Below are 16575 nucleotides of genomic sequence, written 5' to 3' on the forward strand. Positions count from 1 at the left end.
TTATATGGAGCTTGCAATTACCACCTAGCGGTAAATCCTCGGTTATCTATGTGAACAAAACCACCGTGGTGGGAGGCGGGTTTATAGCGGCCAATACCGCCATTATAGCGGCTCTGTTTTTGGAACTTTTCAAACACTTTATAAAGCACATCAACATCAGCAATCGTTAGTTTGCCATCACCGTTTAAATCGTCCATTCGGCCATCACCATCTTCGTCTACATATAGGTCGAAGGCATCGCCGTATTGGTGTCGGCTGTGTTTGCCATTACCAATTGAGCGATTGTAATGGGGTGTTCTATAGCCGCTGATAAAGGCAAATTTGCTGACTTTAATCCCTTCATTTTGTACAAACGAGAGCAGATCTTCGAGCATCATCAAGCCATCGTTGTTGACATAAAGGTATTTTGGAAAGCCACTCACTTGCTTACAAATTACATTTTTAACTTGCACATGAGGAGTCAGCTGGCGTGTTAGGTCTTTCTCAAAAATTTCTATAAACCCGTTTGGTGCACTGTATTGTGTATAGCCTTTATAAGGGGCAGGGTAGAGGCCTATTTGATAACTATTCAATTGCTTATTGTTAGCATTGAATGGTTTTTTCACTATAACGAGTAAGCGTTTGCTCGTTTTGTTGTTACTCAGTACTAGGCTATAAAACCCTGCATTTTCTGGCGCATAAACGGCAATGCTATTTGGCCCTAATCGCTCTGTCTCAACATCTGAAACTGCAGTTGGAGCAAAATCAGCCGTGTTATCAAGTGTTAGCACTTGTTTTGCATCAAGTACAAGGCTGTGCAGCGAGTCAGTTAATTCAATGGCAGCAACAGAACATGTAGTTAACGCTAAGGACACACTAAAAATAATACGGCTGAAATACATAGTGACCTCTAAATTGTATTGTTTGCTAATGGCGTGGTGAGTGCTTTTAATAGCGCGCCATCGCGATTATAAACGTCGGTATAAAATTGTAGGCCCTCGTCGTTACCCGCAACGGTCCAATACATTAAAAGTACATCCAGCGGTTTTGATAAGCTGACTTTTTTAGTTTCTTTCGCTGCAATGGCGTCATCAATTTCACTACGGCTCCAATTATCTGAGGTTTCTAATATTTTCTCAGCTAAGGTGAATGGGTCATCAACTCTTACACAGCCGTGGCTAAATGCACGTTGGTCTTGCTGGAATAAACTTTTTGCAGGGGTATCGTGCAAATAGATTGAGTATTTATTTGGGAACATAAACTTGATTTGCCCTAATGAATTATTCTCTGAAGGCTGTTGTACAAACCAATATGGGAAGTTTTTGCGGCTGGCATTCGGCCAATCTATACTCTCGCTATCAACTGGGTTACGGCGACTATCAACCACAACAAAGTCTTTCTCGGTTAAGTAGTTTGGGTTTTCTTTCATTTTTTTGATGATGCCACCTGAAATACTCCGCGGTACTGTCCACGTTGGATTCATCACGATATAACTCATTTGCCCTTTAAATATTGGTGTTTTGGTGTAGTTTCTGCCTACAACTACGTTGGTTTGCCATTTCAATTTGTTGTCTTCAAACAAATACAGAAAGTAGCCTGCGATATTTACCACTAAGAAGCGCTCTGTGAGCGTGTTATCAACCCAACGAATGCGCTCTAGGTTTACTAAAATATCATTAACGTACTCACTGTAATCTTTGTTGAGTAGTTTTAACGTCGCATTGCCAATCACACCATCATCAGCAACTTGATGGGCATTTTGAAAGCGTTTAACTGCTGCGACTAGCTCATCGTTATAATCAGTGGCATCACTGTTACTGCCGTCAAAATACTTTAGTCGTTTTAACTTTTGTCTTAAATGCGGTACTGCTGGGTCTGATTGTCCGGGTTTTAATACCTTATTTTGCAGTGCGAAGTCAGGTAACTCGCCAGTGGCATCAAGCTCTCGATAAAACACAAGTGCGGCTTTTAAGCGCTTATAATGAGGCAAAACAGGTTTTAGGTTTTCAAGTCCTTTATCAAGGCTTTTTGATTTTACATGTTTGAGTAATGAGGCCGCTGCAGCATCTGGGCTGACATCAAACTGTTCATAGTTCCATGTGGCTGCCAATTGTTTTGGATTTACTTTTCCGCGAATTAAATGTTTTGCATAGGTCATGACGGCATCTGTCATTAGAACATCAAACTGTGCTTCGACGGCATCTGCTCCGCGTTTCTCTATTTCGTTGGCCAGCGCCATTAATGTATCAAAGTGATAGTCGTTAGGAGATAGCCCTTCAAGTTCTGCTTGCGCAATTAAATTTAGCGCTTGTTTGGCATATTTGTTGTCATCCCATACTCGTTCAAAACTATTTGCTTTATAGGTGGCAACAGTCATTTCAGGGGAATGGATATGCTGTCCTTCTATACTGTGAGATTCACCAATCAGAATAGGTTCAAGCTGTTGTTGCAAGTATTGGTTCTCAGCAAGCACTGGCATACAAATTGATAAACAACTGAGCAAAGCTGTGTAGCGCAGAATTTTCATAGCTATGTCCTTATAACGTATTTAGTTATTTTTTGAATTGTTTCTTTTTTGCTCATTTAAGCTTAGCAAAACAACAGGATTTATAGGAACATATTTTTAAATAAAAAACGCTTGGCAAATAAGCTTGCCAAGCGCTCGGTTGGGATTTTGAGAGGGGATTAATGACTGGTTGTTTGTAATTTTGCTTCTGGCTCTGCTTTTTTACCTCTTAGCTTGCCAATTAAGCGTTTGAAGTCTTCTAACGCGACGTACTGACAAGGGATTAAAATAAGCGTTATGACCGTTGCAAATAACACCCCGAATGCTAGAGATACAGCCATTGGGATAACGATTTTTGCTTGTAAGCTTGTTTCCATAATGATTGGTAATACACCAATAAAGGTTGTAATCGAGGTCAGTAATATTGCTCTAAAACGACGCGCACCGGCTTGCATTACCGCTTCTTTGATTGCAACACCTTCGGCGCGGGCTTTATTGACAAAGTCGACCATCACTAGCGAGTCGTTTACGACAACACCTGCAACAGCGATGATACCGAATACTGATAGGCTACTCATTGTCATACCTAAGATCATGTGGCCAAACATTGCACCAATGACACCGAATGGAATAACCGACATGATGATAAATGGCTGTGAGTACGAGCGTAGTGGAATAGCAAGTAACGCAAAGATAATCATCATTGATAAAGCAAAGTCACGTACTTGTTCTGCAACACTGTCCATTTCTTCTTGAATACGACCGGCTACATTACTTTCTACACCTGGGTAGCTTTTCAGTAGGCTAGGTAAGTATTCGTCACGAATTTCTTTTGCAATGGCAAATGGTTCAGCTTGGTCAGTATTAACCGCAGCCCACACGTTTACAGTACGTTTAGCGTTCTCACGGCGAATACGGTTTACACCATCTACAATGTTAACTTTAGCAACTTCAGCAAGCGGCACTTCAACACCTGTTGGCGTAATGATACGCGCATCTGTGATGTCACTAACTGCGTTACGTGATTCACGAGGGTAGCGGATCATTACTTTGATCTCTTCACCGTCACGTAAAATACGTTGTGCTTCAAGGCCGTAGTAGCTAAAACTAACTTGTGATGCCACATCTGAAAGGGTTAACCCTAAGCTGTAAGCGAGTGGTTTAAGTTCAAGTTGAACCTCGTCAGTTGCAGATTGTAGTGAGTCATTTACATCGCCTACGCCTTGCATGCTATTTAGCTTTTCTTTTAACTTAGCAGCCACTTCTTTGAGCTTATTGATATCTTTGCCTTCTAAGCGAAAGCTCACATCACCGTCATCACGACCACCGTTCATGATACTGTCTTCAATATTCAGCGTTTTCACACCTGGCAGTGGTGGCATTTGTTCGCGCCACATTGCACTTAATTGGAAGGTATCAATAGGGCGTAAGTCTGGTTCAACCAAAATCGCCATAATGCGTGCACTTGTTCGACCGCGTAAACTAACCGATAAATCGCGGATCATTGCTTGGCCATATTGCTCTTCAAGTTGTTTATCGACATCTAAAATCAGCTTTTCAATTGTTTGCGCTGTCTCAAGGGTTGCTTGCTCAGAAGAAGATAAGTTCATTTCAACCGAGATACGTGGGAAATCATGTGGAATTTTAGGGTTCGCAACAAATTTCACTAAGCCACCAGCGAACATACCGCCACTAACAATAAGTACACAGATAAAGCCAACAATCACGGTGTAACGGTAATGAATACAGCGACCAATAAATGGTGTGTAGTAATTATCAACAAAGTTCTTGAGGCCTTTATCCATACCTAAACGTAAGCGATGTAATGGATTTTTAGGGTTCGCAGGTTTATTTTTCATTGCCGCTAAGTGAGCCGGTAGAATCAGTTTTGACTCAATTAGTGAGAAAATTAAACATAGGATAATTACACCACCAATGGCTTTAGAAAACGCAGAGCCAGGGCCTGATGCCAGTGTTTGTGGTAAAAATGCGGCAATTGTAGTTAACACCCCAAAGGTTGCAGGAATAGCAACGCGTTTTACGCCGCGGACTACGTTATCTAGGCTATGACCGTGCTTTTCAATTTCAGCACTGGCAGACTCACCGACGACAATAGCATCATCAACGACTATCCCGAGCACCAGTATAAATGCGAATAAAGAAGCTAAGTTAACAGTGATATCAATAAAGCCAAGTGGCATCATTAAAAATGCACCTAGGAATGACACAGGTAAGCCCATCATTACCCAAAACGCTAAGCGTAGTGGTAAAAATAGCGCCAGTACCACCATCACTAAAATACCACCCCAAATCATGTTGTCGATCATCATGTTTAGACGACCTTCAAGGTAGTAAGTTAAATCAACAATCGGTGATAGTTTTACACCTGCTGGTAACTGTGGTGCTTTATCTGCTAGGTATTTTTTTAATACCGCAGCAACTTTAGTGATGTCTTGATCTTTCGAAGCATTTACTTCAAAAGTCAGTGAGTTTTTACCGTTGTACTTAGAGTATTGTAAGCCTTCTTCAAAGCCGTCGTTAATTGTTGCTACATCACCTAAGAAAACTTGAGCGCCATCTGGTAAGTGTAATAAAGGCAGATTTTCGAACTCTTTACCACGATATGCTTGGTTTTCAACACGCATTGAAATGTAGCCATTTTCAGAGCGAATTTGACCTGCAGACATATTGGCAGAAAAGCTGCGAACGGCTGTGGCAATATCACGGAAAGTTAAACCATACTCACGTAGCTTATCTGGGCTAATTTCGATGCCAATTTCGTAGTTTAAGCCACTGTAAAAGTTGACCAAGTTAATTTGTGGTAAAGCTTGTAGCTCATCTTTAATATCATTACCAAGTTCTTTGAGCTGGTAGTTACTCATATCGCCATACAGCGCGAGTATCATCACTTCTTGCTCAAACTTTTCGCGGCGAACAATTGGGCGTTCCATCTCTGCAGGGAAGGTATTGATTGAATCAACCTGCATCTTAATTTCATCGAGTACTTCTTGCGGGTCGTACTTTTCTTCGATTTCGATCCAAGCTTGTGAAAAACCACGGTTCGAATAGGTAATTAAACGTTTAATGCCTTCGAGGCCTTCTAAAGACTCTTCGACCTTAATGGTGATGCCTTCTTCTACCTCTTGCGGCGCAGCCCCTGGGTAGACAGCTTGAATACTGATCCAGTTACTCTCAAATTGTGGGAACATTTGCTTACGCACCGACATTGCCGTCAATAAGCCACCCACTAAAATGAAAATCATAAGTAAGTTTGCAGCAACTGGGTTGCGAGCAAACCAGGCAATAAGCCCTTTTTCTCTGTGCGTGGTCATGGCTTATTCCTTTTTTAACGCTAACTGCGTTGTTGGCACACTCAGTGTTGCGTCATCTAACTTGACCGCCATGCCTTCAGTTGGGTATTCAAGTGCCGATGTAATAAGTTGCTCACCGTTAGCAAGGCCATTATCGGCGATCACCATGCCATTTTGTTCGCGAACGATGTTAAGTGTTTTAAAGGTAAGCGTTTCGCCATCTTGTAAAACAGCGACTTTTTTATCTTTAACTAAATGGTGCGGAACAACAATCGCGTTGTCTAACGCTCGGCCTTCGATAGTGGCGTTAATGTATGAGCCAAAACGTAATGGCTGCTTTTGCTCATAAGGCGTTGCTACTTGTGCTACTAAATAATTCATGCGGCTACGTTGGTCAACAACTCCTTCGCTACGAACAATAGTTGCTTGCCACGTTGTTTGTTTACCTGCAAATTCAGCATTAATTGATACGCTTGCACCAATTCCTTGGTTATTTAGGTATTGCAGATCTTTATCAGCAACAGGTAAACGAATTTCAGCCAGTGACGTTGAGCTCAGGCTACCAAAGCTGTTACCTGGGTTTACCACACTACCTAGACTAATCAGGCGTTCGTCGATAATCGCATTGTAAGGCGCTTTAATATATGTGCGCTCAAGATTACGTTTAGCGCGTTTTACACTCGCTTGCGCAGCACGATAACTTGCAAGTTTTTCAGCAAGTTGTGGTTTACGTAAATAAAGCTCAGAAGGGATAACTTGGTTTGAGTCACCTTTGATGCGGTCCCACTCAGCTTGCGCAACTGACACCTGTGCACGTTCTATCTCAAGTGCAGAGCTTGCTTGGGCTAGTCCTGCTTCTGCTTCAATGAGTGCTGCTTCGTAATCATTTGGGTCAATACGTGCTAGAATGTCGCCTTGCTTAACAAATCCACCTTGTACAAATTGATCTGATAACGACACAACCTGACCACTTACTTGCGCAACAAGCTCAGTTTGGTTTTTAGGTTTAACGATACCGTATGATTTTACATCAAGGGTAATGGCGTCAAAGCTTAACGGTTTGATTGATACAAGCGGGCGCAGATCTTGTTCTGGTTTTTCTACTGGCGGTTGCTTCATTGAGGCAAATGCGAATGCCATTCCAAGTCCGCCGACTAATACGGCGATAGGGAGAATGATTTGTTTTTTACTAGCCACGGGATAGTCCCTCACGGTTGACGGTAATTAAAAATAAATTTGATAGGCTAAGCATACGCAATAAAGTGTTTACAAGGCGTTTGAAGATGTAACAAACCATTACACATATTACAAAGGCGCTACAAAGGTTCTATAAGAGGTACTCAATGACAGATCAAATGGCATGCAGATTAGGCTGTGGCGCCTGTTGTATTGCACCCAGTATTAGCTCACCGATCCCAGGAATGCCAAACGGGAAAGCCGCGGGAGAGCGCTGTATTCAACTTGATGATAATAACCTATGTAAATTATTTGGTGATGAATCAAGGCCTAAGGTGTGTAGTGACTTTTCTGCTACCGTTGATGTATGTGGCACCACTAACGAACAAGCATTGTATTTAATTACCGAGCTTGAGCAGATGACTTAAAAAAGATTAAACCTTTAACACTTTTTAACGGTTACTGGGATCAGTTGTGTTTTTTATAACCAAATTTTTATTCACAGCATTTAATATAATTTTGGTTATGGTTCGTGAGATGTCTAGGCGGTAGCGCGATAGAGGAATGCCAGTCAATTGACTGGCATTGTTGTTTTTGTTTACCACGTATAAGTAGCGCTGAGAGTATATTGCTCGCCGCGACCAGGGGTACCCGGGACTTCTTCGAAAGATTCATCCCAAATGTTGTCAGCTGCAAAGGTAACAAACACATTATCAAGCTGAGCTGGGGTGAATTTTAGCGTTAACTGCGTGAAGAAGGCTTCATCATCAGAGTTACGTAAGCGGTTACTATGTTGCTTACGCCATTCGTTATCGATACGTAGCTCAAGCACATCCATTGGTTGCCATACTGCACCCAGTGTTACACGGTGATCAGGGTAGTTAAGCGCATAAAAGCTCGCATCAATATCTGCCGCGCCATAGTCTTCTGACTTTTTTAAGTAGGTGTAGCTGGCAATCAACTCAGTGCTTTCAAACGATTTATTCGCTAAAAACTCAACGCCTAAGGTGTCTATATCAACCGGGTTGGCAAAACGAGCTGAGGTTGCATCAAAGCGATATGTCCAATCTGTCAGGTTTTTATCTTTACGGTAGAAAATAGCTGAATCTAAACGCCACGAAGACTGTTCAATCAGTAAACCTAGCTCAAGGTTATCGGTGGTTTCGCGCTCAAGGCTGTAGTTACTTCTGAATAATCCGCCCGTTTCACTGCCGCCAATTGCGGTATAACCGGGAACTTGTGATGCTTCGGCGTATGACGCATACCAAGTATGTTCACTGCCATTTTGATTAGCTACTTTAAGGCTGGCATCGGCAATCAATGAGGTAGCTGAGCTATCATGGTTAGTATTATCAAATGCTGCACCAATACGTACAGTAAGCTCTTTGTTCGCTGTAAGGGCTGTCTTGTACTCAGGCAAGATACTTAGCTTAGTGTAATTGCGTGACGTAAAGTTGTTTTCAAGAGACGTTGATTCAATTTCATCAGCAATAAATTGCCCTGCATAATTAATAGCATAATCGTTATTTAAGCGGTGACGTCCAGAGAGTGCCAATGACTTAACCGTGGTTTCGTGAAACGCTTCAAAAATGGCTGGGTTTTCACGAGACAAAACATAATGGTCGTTATGTTTACGATAATAGCCAGTCACTTCAAAGGTATTGCTCTCACCATACACTTGCTTGTGGTTAAGCATGAAAAGCTTGGTTTCAAGATCTTCGGTTTCGTTAAAATTAAATGGCGTGTAAAGGTTTGGCCAACCAAAAAACTTCTCTTGGCGTCCGAACATTAAATCAGTTTGCGAGGTATCGCTTGCAATTTGAACGCGTGCTGAGGCACGTTCAAAGTCGTGGTCGCCATTATCAATTGAGCCATCACTTTTTGAGTGCGAGTATTCACCCTCAAAGCCTAATCGCCAATCTGGTTTACTATCCAGCTTTTGGCTATGGGCAGCATGAATGCTTTGTAAATTAAAGCCATTCGTACCTGTGCCAAGTGAAACGCTGCCAGTGCTTGTGATAGGGCGCCAGCCAAATGAAACTGTGCCAACCGAGCTATTCATACCATAAAGGGCATTATCAGCACCTGTAAGCACTGAAGGGCCTGTTAGCATTTGTGGTGCAATCGGAATTTCAGCAAAGTAGTGACCAGATTGCGGGTCGAATAATGTACTGCTACCAACACGAAAGCCAGTATTTTCGAAAATACCACCGCGAATGGTGACATCAGCTTGTGCTTCAGCCATATTGCGCGATTGTAAATCGACACGTGGGTCATATTCTAAGTTTGATACCGGCGCATCAAAGGTACCAACAGGCTCTTTATTTGCGGTTGCAGAAACTTCAACGGTGATTTGTTCAATATTGTTGGTGTCTTCTGCTAGTACTGAGCAAGTGACGAATAATGCGGGAAGTGTAAGCTGTACTGCGCGTACCATCTAAAACTCTCTATTATTTTGATTAACTCGTTGCAGTGGCCGTTAAGAGCGCACTGGAAATTGCAGGTATTGTATCTGAATCACTGAGTTATACCACTCCAACCAGATTTCAACAGGCAATAAAAAACCGCGCTAATTGCGCGGTCTTTTAACTAAAATAGTGTTTAGTCTTGATTAATAGATTGCGGTGGAAAGTTACTTAGAATGTTAGCAACAGTCTCTTTGATAACTTCAGTGCGCTTTTCAGGTGATTGGTTCTTTTGCAAACGACCTTCTTTCGCACCACGCCAAACTAATTGGTTAGAAGCACGGTCTACCACGTCTAGAATTAACGTACCCACTTCGTATTCGCGAGCAGTTGTTTGCGTGTTGTAACCCATACCCCAGTAATTCCAGCGTGCACCGTAACCCACGTTGAAGGTATCTACATCAATTTTTGTATCAACTGAGGCATGATAGTTAATTAGTACATCTGCTTGCGCTAAATCAACTAGCTTCATACCGCTTTTTTCAAGTTCAGCATTAACGGCTTCACGAACGCGTTTTTCCATTAAAGGGCTAATTTGGTAGTTCGCTACGTTTTTAGTCAAGCTGGCATTAGGTACCCAAGAGAAGGTTTTATAATTACTAAAATCTGCTGATTTGTCGTAATCCCAATCAGGCGTTTTAGCACAAGCCGCTAAAAATAATACAGCCGTCGCGATTAATAGGTTCTTCATATTGTTTGCTCCTTGGCAAAATTTCCACTACTTGATTGATAACATAACACAAATAATACTCAACTGAATGATTATTTAAAAACTATGGCACATTTACAAAAAAGTACTGTAATAGTTTGTAATTAAGCACTGTGTTCCACTTCTATCCAGTCTTTTTCATCGACCCAGTTTTGTGCGCCATCTTTAACAGTGCGAATAGGGACGATGTAATCACAGCTAACTTGTGGTTTAACTGAGGCAAAAATCGGCACAAAGCCAAAGCTAAGCGCGGTTTCGATAATTGCTTTTTGGTTTTGTGGGTCGATATCGGCTGCTTCATCGATATAAATCGGAATACGATACAAGTTTTGTTCTTGATCACTTAATAAGTAACGAATAAACAGCATACCGCAAAGTAACTTAATGGTAATACGCGTACCGTTAGAACCGGCTGAATCGATTTTTTCGAAGTGCTCAGTTTCACCAGCACGGTTTACGACTTCAAAACGAATATCGAATAAGTCGGTCAGTGTTAAACCAGCTTTTTCAGAGGCAAGCTTAATCAAATGATCTTTCGCTTCGTTTACTGCAGATTCGCTATAAGGCTCTTGGCTTAATAGGTCTAGGGTATCGCCTTGCTCAAACTGATTTGAGGTACTAATAATGGTATCAATGCTATCAACCAACACCTTGCGAGGAATAACATTAATTTTAAATGCTTGAAGGTTAGAGATACGGTGCTGACTAATGCCTTTATTAAAGCTGTTCATTTCGCGGCGTAGGCGGTCTAAGTCTTCGCGCAAGCCTTTAATGGTGGCGGCTACTTCAGTTAACGCAACTCTGCCTTGACGTTCAACCGCATCGCGCTCGTTATCAATGTTATGAAACGCGCTAATAAGCTTTTCGTATTTAGTAAACTCATCATTTTCGTTATCAAATTTAGTAATACCTGCATTGTAAATATGCAGGTAGGTGTTACGTACGTTGATATCAAAGTTACGTAACTCTTGGCAGTCTTTATTGAAGTGGTGAATGAGGTCACTTAAGTTATCAAAATCAATACTGATTTCAATCATGTACGGAGTGACTTTTCCTGAGTAAACATCAAGGGTGTGATCGATACGTTCAGATTTAACTTGGCGTAAACGGTCAGCTTGGCGCGCGAGCAAATCTTTTTTCGACTTGATAATTGAGCGACGATCGCTGATTGAGCCACTATTTTTTTGAATGTCTTGCAGGTAGTCGTCAACTTGTTCGCGTTCTGCATTTAACTGCTCTTTTAGCAGAGTTTGTGCATCGACAGATTGCTGCATAACTTCAAATTGTTCAAAGCGTTTTAATGCTTCTTCTGAGGCCATTAGCTCATCATACAAGGCATCTTTTTCTTTTTGCTTTTCGGCGACATTTGCGGCGACTTCGCGCTGTTGTTTAAACTCTTTCAGTGAGTTTTCAAGAGCAGCAAGTTGCGCAGTTAATTGCTCTTTATTTTCGCCAGTTTGCATTTGCACTGGGCTTAGCTTTTTGAGTTTGATGCTTGCACCAGGGAGTGTCAGTACACCGCCTTTCACATTTGCCGATAATTGCTCTAAAAACTCACCAAAAGCATCTTCGTCTGTGATATCAACATCACCATTGCTGGTGGTGGCAAACGATAAGATATCTGGGTTTAGAATACGCGAAATTTCTTCAACTTCTTTTAAAGACAAATCTTCACGCATACGGGTGAATAAATTGAACTCAAGGTTCTTCAGCTGTAATTTTAAGCTCTTAATTTGCTTTTGTGTTTCGCTAATACGGTAATCAAGCGTGTGTAAGCTTTGACCTTGGGCACTGCTTAATGAATGCGATAGCGATTCATAATCTTGTTTAAGCTGCGTAAGGCTTACTTTTAGGGTGGCTTTATTAACCAATTCAAACTCAGATTTAAGCGCTCGATAGTCTAAAAACCATTGTTCAATTTGAGTTTGTTTACGTTCAATATCACGGGATTGCTGAATATACAGCTGCTGCTTTTGTTCGAACTCGTGCTTTTCGTGTTCGATATCTTCAAGGGCAATATTTAGCTCAGAGAGTTGCTCTTGTTGATAGGTTTCAAAGTCAATCAGTGCTTGGTCAATTTTTGGCGCATAGGCAGCAAGCTTACCTTTTAAAACCGTTTGGTTTTCAAGCATAGATTCAAGAGCTGCGATTGGCTCTTGCATTGACTCAAGGGCTTTTAATTCACGTTTAGCGCGATTCACTTTATCAAATGAACGTCGCCATACCTCATAAAAATCAACTCGTGAGTTTGACATATGGCGCTCAAATACGCGTAACATAAAGCGTTTAACATCGCTGGCACCTAACTTATGCAAGTTAAGGATACGGCGGAAAATTTCTTTGTAAATCGCTGAGTCTTGCACGTTATTGAGGGGGATCATCTTTAAGTTGATATCGCCATCAAATGGGGTTGCACCGCCAGTGAGTAGGGCGTTTAGCTCTTGCGCTTTTAATTCAATTGGATTAAAACCTTGCTCTTTTAAGTGATTAAAAAGCCTGGTGAATTTTACAATGGTTTTGCCTTGCGTGTAGTGTTCAAGGTTCAACTTACCTTGGTAGCAAAAAAACTGATGCGCGTAACCAGCAATTTTACCAAGGCCAGCAACACCAATCACCACAGGGCCATTAGGTAGGTCAGCTTCAAGCAAAATATAGGATTGGTCTGACGAAAAGTAGAATTTTCGGGTTTCGTCTAAATCATGGCCATCCCATTCTGTTAAACGCAAATCATTAATCAGTGGAAATTGCAGGGCATTAATTACCGAGCTTTTACCGGTATTATTCGGTGCACAAATAGAGCTACTTTTATCCAACGGGATCACGCATTTTGCATAGCCAGCGGTATTTAAAAGCGCAAGTTTGCTGAGTCCGTATAGGCTTTGGCTTTGCATTATTCGTCATCTCCTAGGTAGGTTTCTTCGTTTACTTCCATTAATGCATCGATATAACGATAAATAGGTGCTTGCAGCATAAAGCCGTTTTCTACTTCGCGAGCCAGACCTAAACGCACCATACGCAGGTAGACGTCTTTGCGTAAATCTGAGCCTGAGAAAATTTCTAATTGATCAAACAAATGCTTGTTGATTTGCACTAAGGTTTGCATTAGTTCAAGGTCGTTTACTTCGTCAAACAAGGCACGCATTGGATCTTTACCAGTATTGGCATAGTGCTCAATCAAGATGTAGATAGTCAGTGCGATGGCTCGCGAAATTTTCCCCATATTTGGGGTGCTTTCGTCGCTACCAAAATAGTAAAAGCCACGGCTATCGTGTTGTAGGTCATGGCCAAGGGCGTTAAATAACGCGCGATATGCATCAATGTGTTGATCAAGCTCTTGCCACATCAGCGTGTCTTGTTCGCTAATGTGGTAGCCTGATGTGAGCTTTTTATTAATAGCTTGCAGATGCGTTAAATCATCTAAATTAATATCTGTCATGGTTATTGCTCTGTTGCTTTTTTATCGTCAGCAATCGATGAGTTAAATGGATAAAGAGAGAAGTGTTGCTGGGCAATTTTTATTTTTACTTTCTCTTGGCTTTGGCTGATTTCAAGGTCGCCATCGCTAATCAATTTTTGATATAAGAACAGCATTTCGTCAGCTTCTAAATCTGGGTAGCTTTCATCTAAGAAACTAAGCAGTGGCTGAGCTTTTTTGCTGGCTTTTTTAAAGCGTTTTCTAAATTGTGTTTTAACGTCGTTGTAATCAGGGATATGCGGGCTTTGATAGGCGGGCACATCATCATGTTCAGGAAGCTGATATTCATCGTGCTCAAAGTCAACTAAGCCTGCCATATAAGCCACGATATGACGTTGCTGACCAAGTGAAAAGCGTTGTGCGTCTGAAACAAAGTTAGGCTGTACTGCACTTAACATGTTATCGACGCCATTTTTACGCACTAAACCAAGCACTTTAGCCGCTTGGCGAGTAATTAAGTTGTTGCGGCGTAACTCTTCACGTAACGGCATCAGCATATCGGCGCTTTTACGTAAACTTTCACGGCCAACTAAATGCATTTCTAGAATACGAGTACGTAATTGTTCAAGCATGCGCTTGTCTTGATATGATTTACCAAGGCGGTCAATTTGCTCTATTTGCGCGCTAATTTGCGCTTCGATGGTATTAAAGCAAGCGTGGAAGTCACCTCGAATATCAACCATTTCCAGCATAGGCTCGATGTATTCATCGAACGCTTCAATTACAGCCTGATAGCGTTTTTGCAGTGATTGCACCGCGTTGTCTGCTTTTGCTTGCTCAACAATATTTAAAATTGCGTTTTCATTGTGGGCAAACAATTTCATTATTTTGCGTACCCGATCATCCATAATGCGGCTAAAACGGCGAAGCTCGTCGTAATCTTCAATTTCACCCGCTTTAGCAAGGCGATTGCCAAGGCGAGCTAAGTCATCAACGAGCACGCTAATCTCTTGAGCAAGACCTAAGTGCTCTTCTTGTAGCAAGAAAGTCGCAAAATCGGCGATCGCGCGGTTTATTTCTAACTGTGATGATTTTGCCAGTGAAATGATAATATCTTGATTCAATAAACGATTTGTTTCTTTATAAATGCGTTCGTTTGACCATGAAGGCTGCTTTTGTTTTATCGCATTTTGTACGTCTTTCAAGCTGAAATCAGCCATCTTAAAACGTTTAAATAACAGTTCTAACACCCCCCAATGTTCAGTAAGGGTATTTAATAACTTTTTAGCTGGGATCATAAGGCTCCAGTAAATTCAGACTTTGGTGTTGGCGATTAGTAGTAAATTATGTAATTGAGAATAGTTTTATGCTTTCTATGCTGCTAGAATCCGCGCCGAAACACTCGACTTACAATTTTTACATTATTATAAAGGTTGTTCAAACACCATGGTAACCCCACTTATCCTAACCCTGATAGCGGTGGCATTTTTGCTTATCGTTATAGAGGATATTATCCATGTAAACAAGGCCAAAACGACGCTTTTTTTTGGCACTTTATGCTGGATTATCTTATTTATCTCTCCAATTCATGGGCTAAGCCCAGAAACCATACAACATCAACTGGATCACAACATATTAGAAATCGCGACTTTGTGGCTGTTTTTAATGGCTGCAATGACCTTTGTAGCGTATTTAAACTCTAAAGGTTTTATCCAGAATATTGTTCATAAAATTATGCCAAATCAAATCAGTGAACGAAAGCTGATGTTTCTGATTGGTGGGTTTGCATTTTTATTTTCATCTATTTCAGACAACATAACGGCAACTTTAATCTCGCTTGCGGTGGTGATGTCACTTAAGTTAGATCCTAAAAAATTAATAAAGTATGCGACCTTAATTGTATTTAGTGTTAACTCGGGTGGGGTGTCGTTGATCACCGGTGATGTTACAACCCTGATGATTTTCTTAGACGAAAAAGTCACCATTGCTAATCTACTATTATTAATTGCCCCTGCACTGACAAGTGTTGCACTGCTGGCGGCAATGTTGTCGGTGGGTATGTCGGGTAATGTTGTGTTTGAAAAACAAGCTGCCCGTCGCATCGAAAAAACAGATATTACCATTGCGGTTATCTTCTTCTCGACGATTATTGCCACGTTAACTTTGAGTGTGCTTTATAGTGTGCCGCCGCTGTTAACCTTTTTATTTGGTTTATCACTTATGTTTTTGGTTGCGCAATTTTTAATGCGCAAAAAAGACGTAAACAAAAAAATCATCGATTATATTCGTGAAATTGAATACGACACCTTATTGTTCTTCGTCGGGGTATTATTACTCGTTGGTGCATTAAAAGAAGTCGGTATGCTTGCTAAATTTACTCACTTATATGAGTTGATGGCACCGGAATATGCCAACTACCTGATGGGGCTATTATCAGCGGCGGTAGATAACGTACCTCTAACTGCAGCACTTTTAAAAGCTGATATTGTGATGAGCCCTCAGCAATGGCTGTCGTTTACTTACGCAACTGGGGTCGGTGGCTCAATGCTTATAATCGGCTCTGCGGCAGGTATTATTGCCATGAGTAAGGTAAAAGCACTAACCTTTATGAGCTATCTTAAAATGTCGGTTTATTTATTAATTGCTTATACCGTTGGTTATTACGGTTCGCACTTAGCGGGCAGTTTAATTTCATAAAACAACTTGACAGCTAGACGTCTAAACGTTAACTTTCGAAGCCTGCTTTTAACAGCAGGCTTTGTTATTTTAACCAGGTGTTAACTTAACATTCAGAAGAGGTGCGATACTTAGGTAATTAATGTGAGGTGACGAACGCCGATGACCATTAATGAGGGAAGTACTCGCCGAGAAAATTAATCGGACGTCACGGTTATTTTTCGGTTTATGGGGCTGAATCCTCAAAACTGTCACCAAACTAGGTGGAGAGCTTCTGGCATGGACTACTCTTTATTTTCAAAGCACCCCCTTGCCGAGTTCTTCTTGATTTACTGTGG

Annotated in this window: 11 protein-coding genes and 1 riboswitch; of the genes, 2 read left to right on the forward strand and 9 right to left on the reverse strand. The window is 41.3% G+C overall.

From position 1 onward, the window contains the following. Positions 1-17: 17 nt before the first annotated feature. The 4 genes from L1272_RS07360 to L1272_RS07375 all read right to left on the reverse strand — a co-directional run bounded on the left by L1272_RS07360 (position 18) and on the right by L1272_RS07375 (position 6993). Entirely contained in the window at positions 18-881 is an 864-nt protein-coding gene (locus L1272_RS07360; RefSeq protein ID WP_235373086.1) for a D-Ala-D-Ala carboxypeptidase family metallohydrolase, read from the reverse strand. Between the two features lie 8 nt (positions 882-889). After that, positions 890-2506 carry a L,D-transpeptidase family protein gene (locus L1272_RS07365; protein WP_235373087.1) on the reverse strand — a complete coding sequence of 539 codons (1617 nt, stop codon included), beginning with the start codon at positions 2504-2506 and terminating at the stop codon, positions 890-892. A 158-nt stretch (positions 2507-2664) separates the two neighbouring features. Beyond that, positions 2665-5817 (reverse strand): efflux RND transporter permease subunit, encoded by a 3153-nt coding sequence (locus L1272_RS07370; RefSeq protein ID WP_138600495.1) that lies wholly within the window; start codon positions 5815-5817, stop codon positions 2665-2667. Between the two features lie 3 nt (positions 5818-5820). Further along, on the reverse strand, positions 5821-6993 hold the full coding sequence (locus tag L1272_RS07375; protein ID WP_235373088.1) for an efflux RND transporter periplasmic adaptor subunit: 1173 nt from the start codon (positions 6991-6993) through the stop codon (positions 5821-5823). A 158-nt stretch (positions 6994-7151) separates the two neighbouring features. Here L1272_RS07375 and L1272_RS07380 point away from each other — a divergent pair, with 158 nt between their 5' ends. Continuing rightward, the gene (locus tag L1272_RS07380; RefSeq protein ID WP_054551936.1) at positions 7152-7400 is read left to right on the forward strand and encodes a YkgJ family cysteine cluster protein; all 249 of its coding nucleotides are present in this window, start codon (positions 7152-7154) and stop codon (positions 7398-7400) included. A 170-nt stretch (positions 7401-7570) separates the two neighbouring features. Here the strand turns inward: L1272_RS07380 and L1272_RS07385 are convergent, their stop codons facing one another. The 5 genes from L1272_RS07385 to L1272_RS07405 all read right to left on the reverse strand — a co-directional run bounded on the left by L1272_RS07385 (position 7571) and on the right by L1272_RS07405 (position 14859). After that, complete coding sequence (locus tag L1272_RS07385; protein WP_235373089.1) at positions 7571-9409, reverse strand: TonB-dependent receptor; 1839 nt, start codon at positions 9407-9409, stop codon at positions 7571-7573. A gap of 164 nt (positions 9410-9573) precedes the next feature. After that, positions 9574-10128: a DUF4136 domain-containing protein gene (locus tag L1272_RS07390; RefSeq protein ID WP_235373090.1), complete on the reverse strand. Its 555-nt coding sequence runs from the start codon at positions 10126-10128 to the stop codon at positions 9574-9576. A 122-nt stretch (positions 10129-10250) separates the two neighbouring features. Then, on the reverse strand, positions 10251-13037 hold the full coding sequence (locus L1272_RS07395; protein ID WP_235373091.1) for an ATPase: 2787 nt from the start codon (positions 13035-13037) through the stop codon (positions 10251-10253). Then, a complete protein-coding gene (locus L1272_RS07400) occupies positions 13037-13582 on the reverse strand; it encodes a condensin complex protein MksE (RefSeq protein ID WP_063705788.1) in 546 nt (181 codons plus the stop codon). The genes L1272_RS07395 and L1272_RS07400 overlap by 1 nt, the downstream gene beginning before the upstream one ends. A gap of 2 nt (positions 13583-13584) precedes the next feature. Continuing rightward, complete coding sequence (locus tag L1272_RS07405) at positions 13585-14859, reverse strand: hypothetical protein (RefSeq protein WP_235373092.1); 1275 nt, start codon at positions 14857-14859, stop codon at positions 13585-13587. 148 nt (positions 14860-15007) lie between these two features. Here L1272_RS07405 and nhaD point away from each other — a divergent pair, with 148 nt between their 5' ends. Further along, entirely contained in the window at positions 15008-16258 is a 1251-nt protein-coding gene (gene nhaD / locus L1272_RS07410) for a sodium:proton antiporter NhaD (protein ID WP_235373093.1), read from the forward strand. A gap of 88 nt (positions 16259-16346) precedes the next feature. Further along, a riboswitch (Lysine riboswitch) is annotated at positions 16347-16519 on the forward strand. Positions 16520-16575 lie beyond the last annotated feature (56 nt).

Source organism: Pseudoalteromonas sp. PAST1 (assembly GCF_021532515.1).
In the GTDB taxonomy this organism is placed as follows: domain Bacteria; phylum Pseudomonadota; class Gammaproteobacteria; order Enterobacterales; family Alteromonadaceae; genus Pseudoalteromonas; species Pseudoalteromonas simplex.

Excerpts from the sequence above, each read along its gene's own strand:
- L1272_RS07360 (WP_235373086.1), bottom strand. The coding sequence starts at position 881 with ATGTATTTCAGCCGTATTATTTTTAGTGTGTCCTTAGCGTTAACTACA.
- L1272_RS07365 (WP_235373087.1), bottom strand. The coding sequence starts at position 2,506 with ATGAAAATTCTGCGCTACACAGCTTTGCTCAGTTGTTTATCAATTTGT.
- L1272_RS07370 (WP_138600495.1), bottom strand. The coding sequence starts at position 5,817 with ATGACCACGCACAGAGAAAAAGGGCTTATTGCCTGGTTTGCTCGCAAC.
- L1272_RS07380 (WP_054551936.1), top strand. The coding sequence starts at position 7,152 with ATGGCATGCAGATTAGGCTGTGGCGCCTGTTGTATTGCACCCAGTATT.
- L1272_RS07385 (WP_235373089.1), bottom strand. The coding sequence starts at position 9,409 with ATGGTACGCGCAGTACAGCTTACACTTCCCGCATTATTCGTCACTTGC.
- L1272_RS07390 (WP_235373090.1), bottom strand. The coding sequence starts at position 10,128 with ATGAAGAACCTATTAATCGCGACGGCTGTATTATTTTTAGCGGCTTGT.
- L1272_RS07395 (WP_235373091.1), bottom strand. The coding sequence starts at position 13,037 with ATGCAAAGCCAAAGCCTATACGGACTCAGCAAACTTGCGCTTTTAAAT.
- L1272_RS07400 (WP_063705788.1), bottom strand. The coding sequence starts at position 13,582 with ATGACAGATATTAATTTAGATGATTTAACGCATCTGCAAGCTATTAAT.
- L1272_RS07405 (WP_235373092.1), bottom strand. The coding sequence starts at position 14,859 with ATGATCCCAGCTAAAAAGTTATTAAATACCCTTACTGAACATTGGGGG.
- nhaD (WP_235373093.1), top strand. The coding sequence starts at position 15,008 with ATGGTAACCCCACTTATCCTAACCCTGATAGCGGTGGCATTTTTGCTT.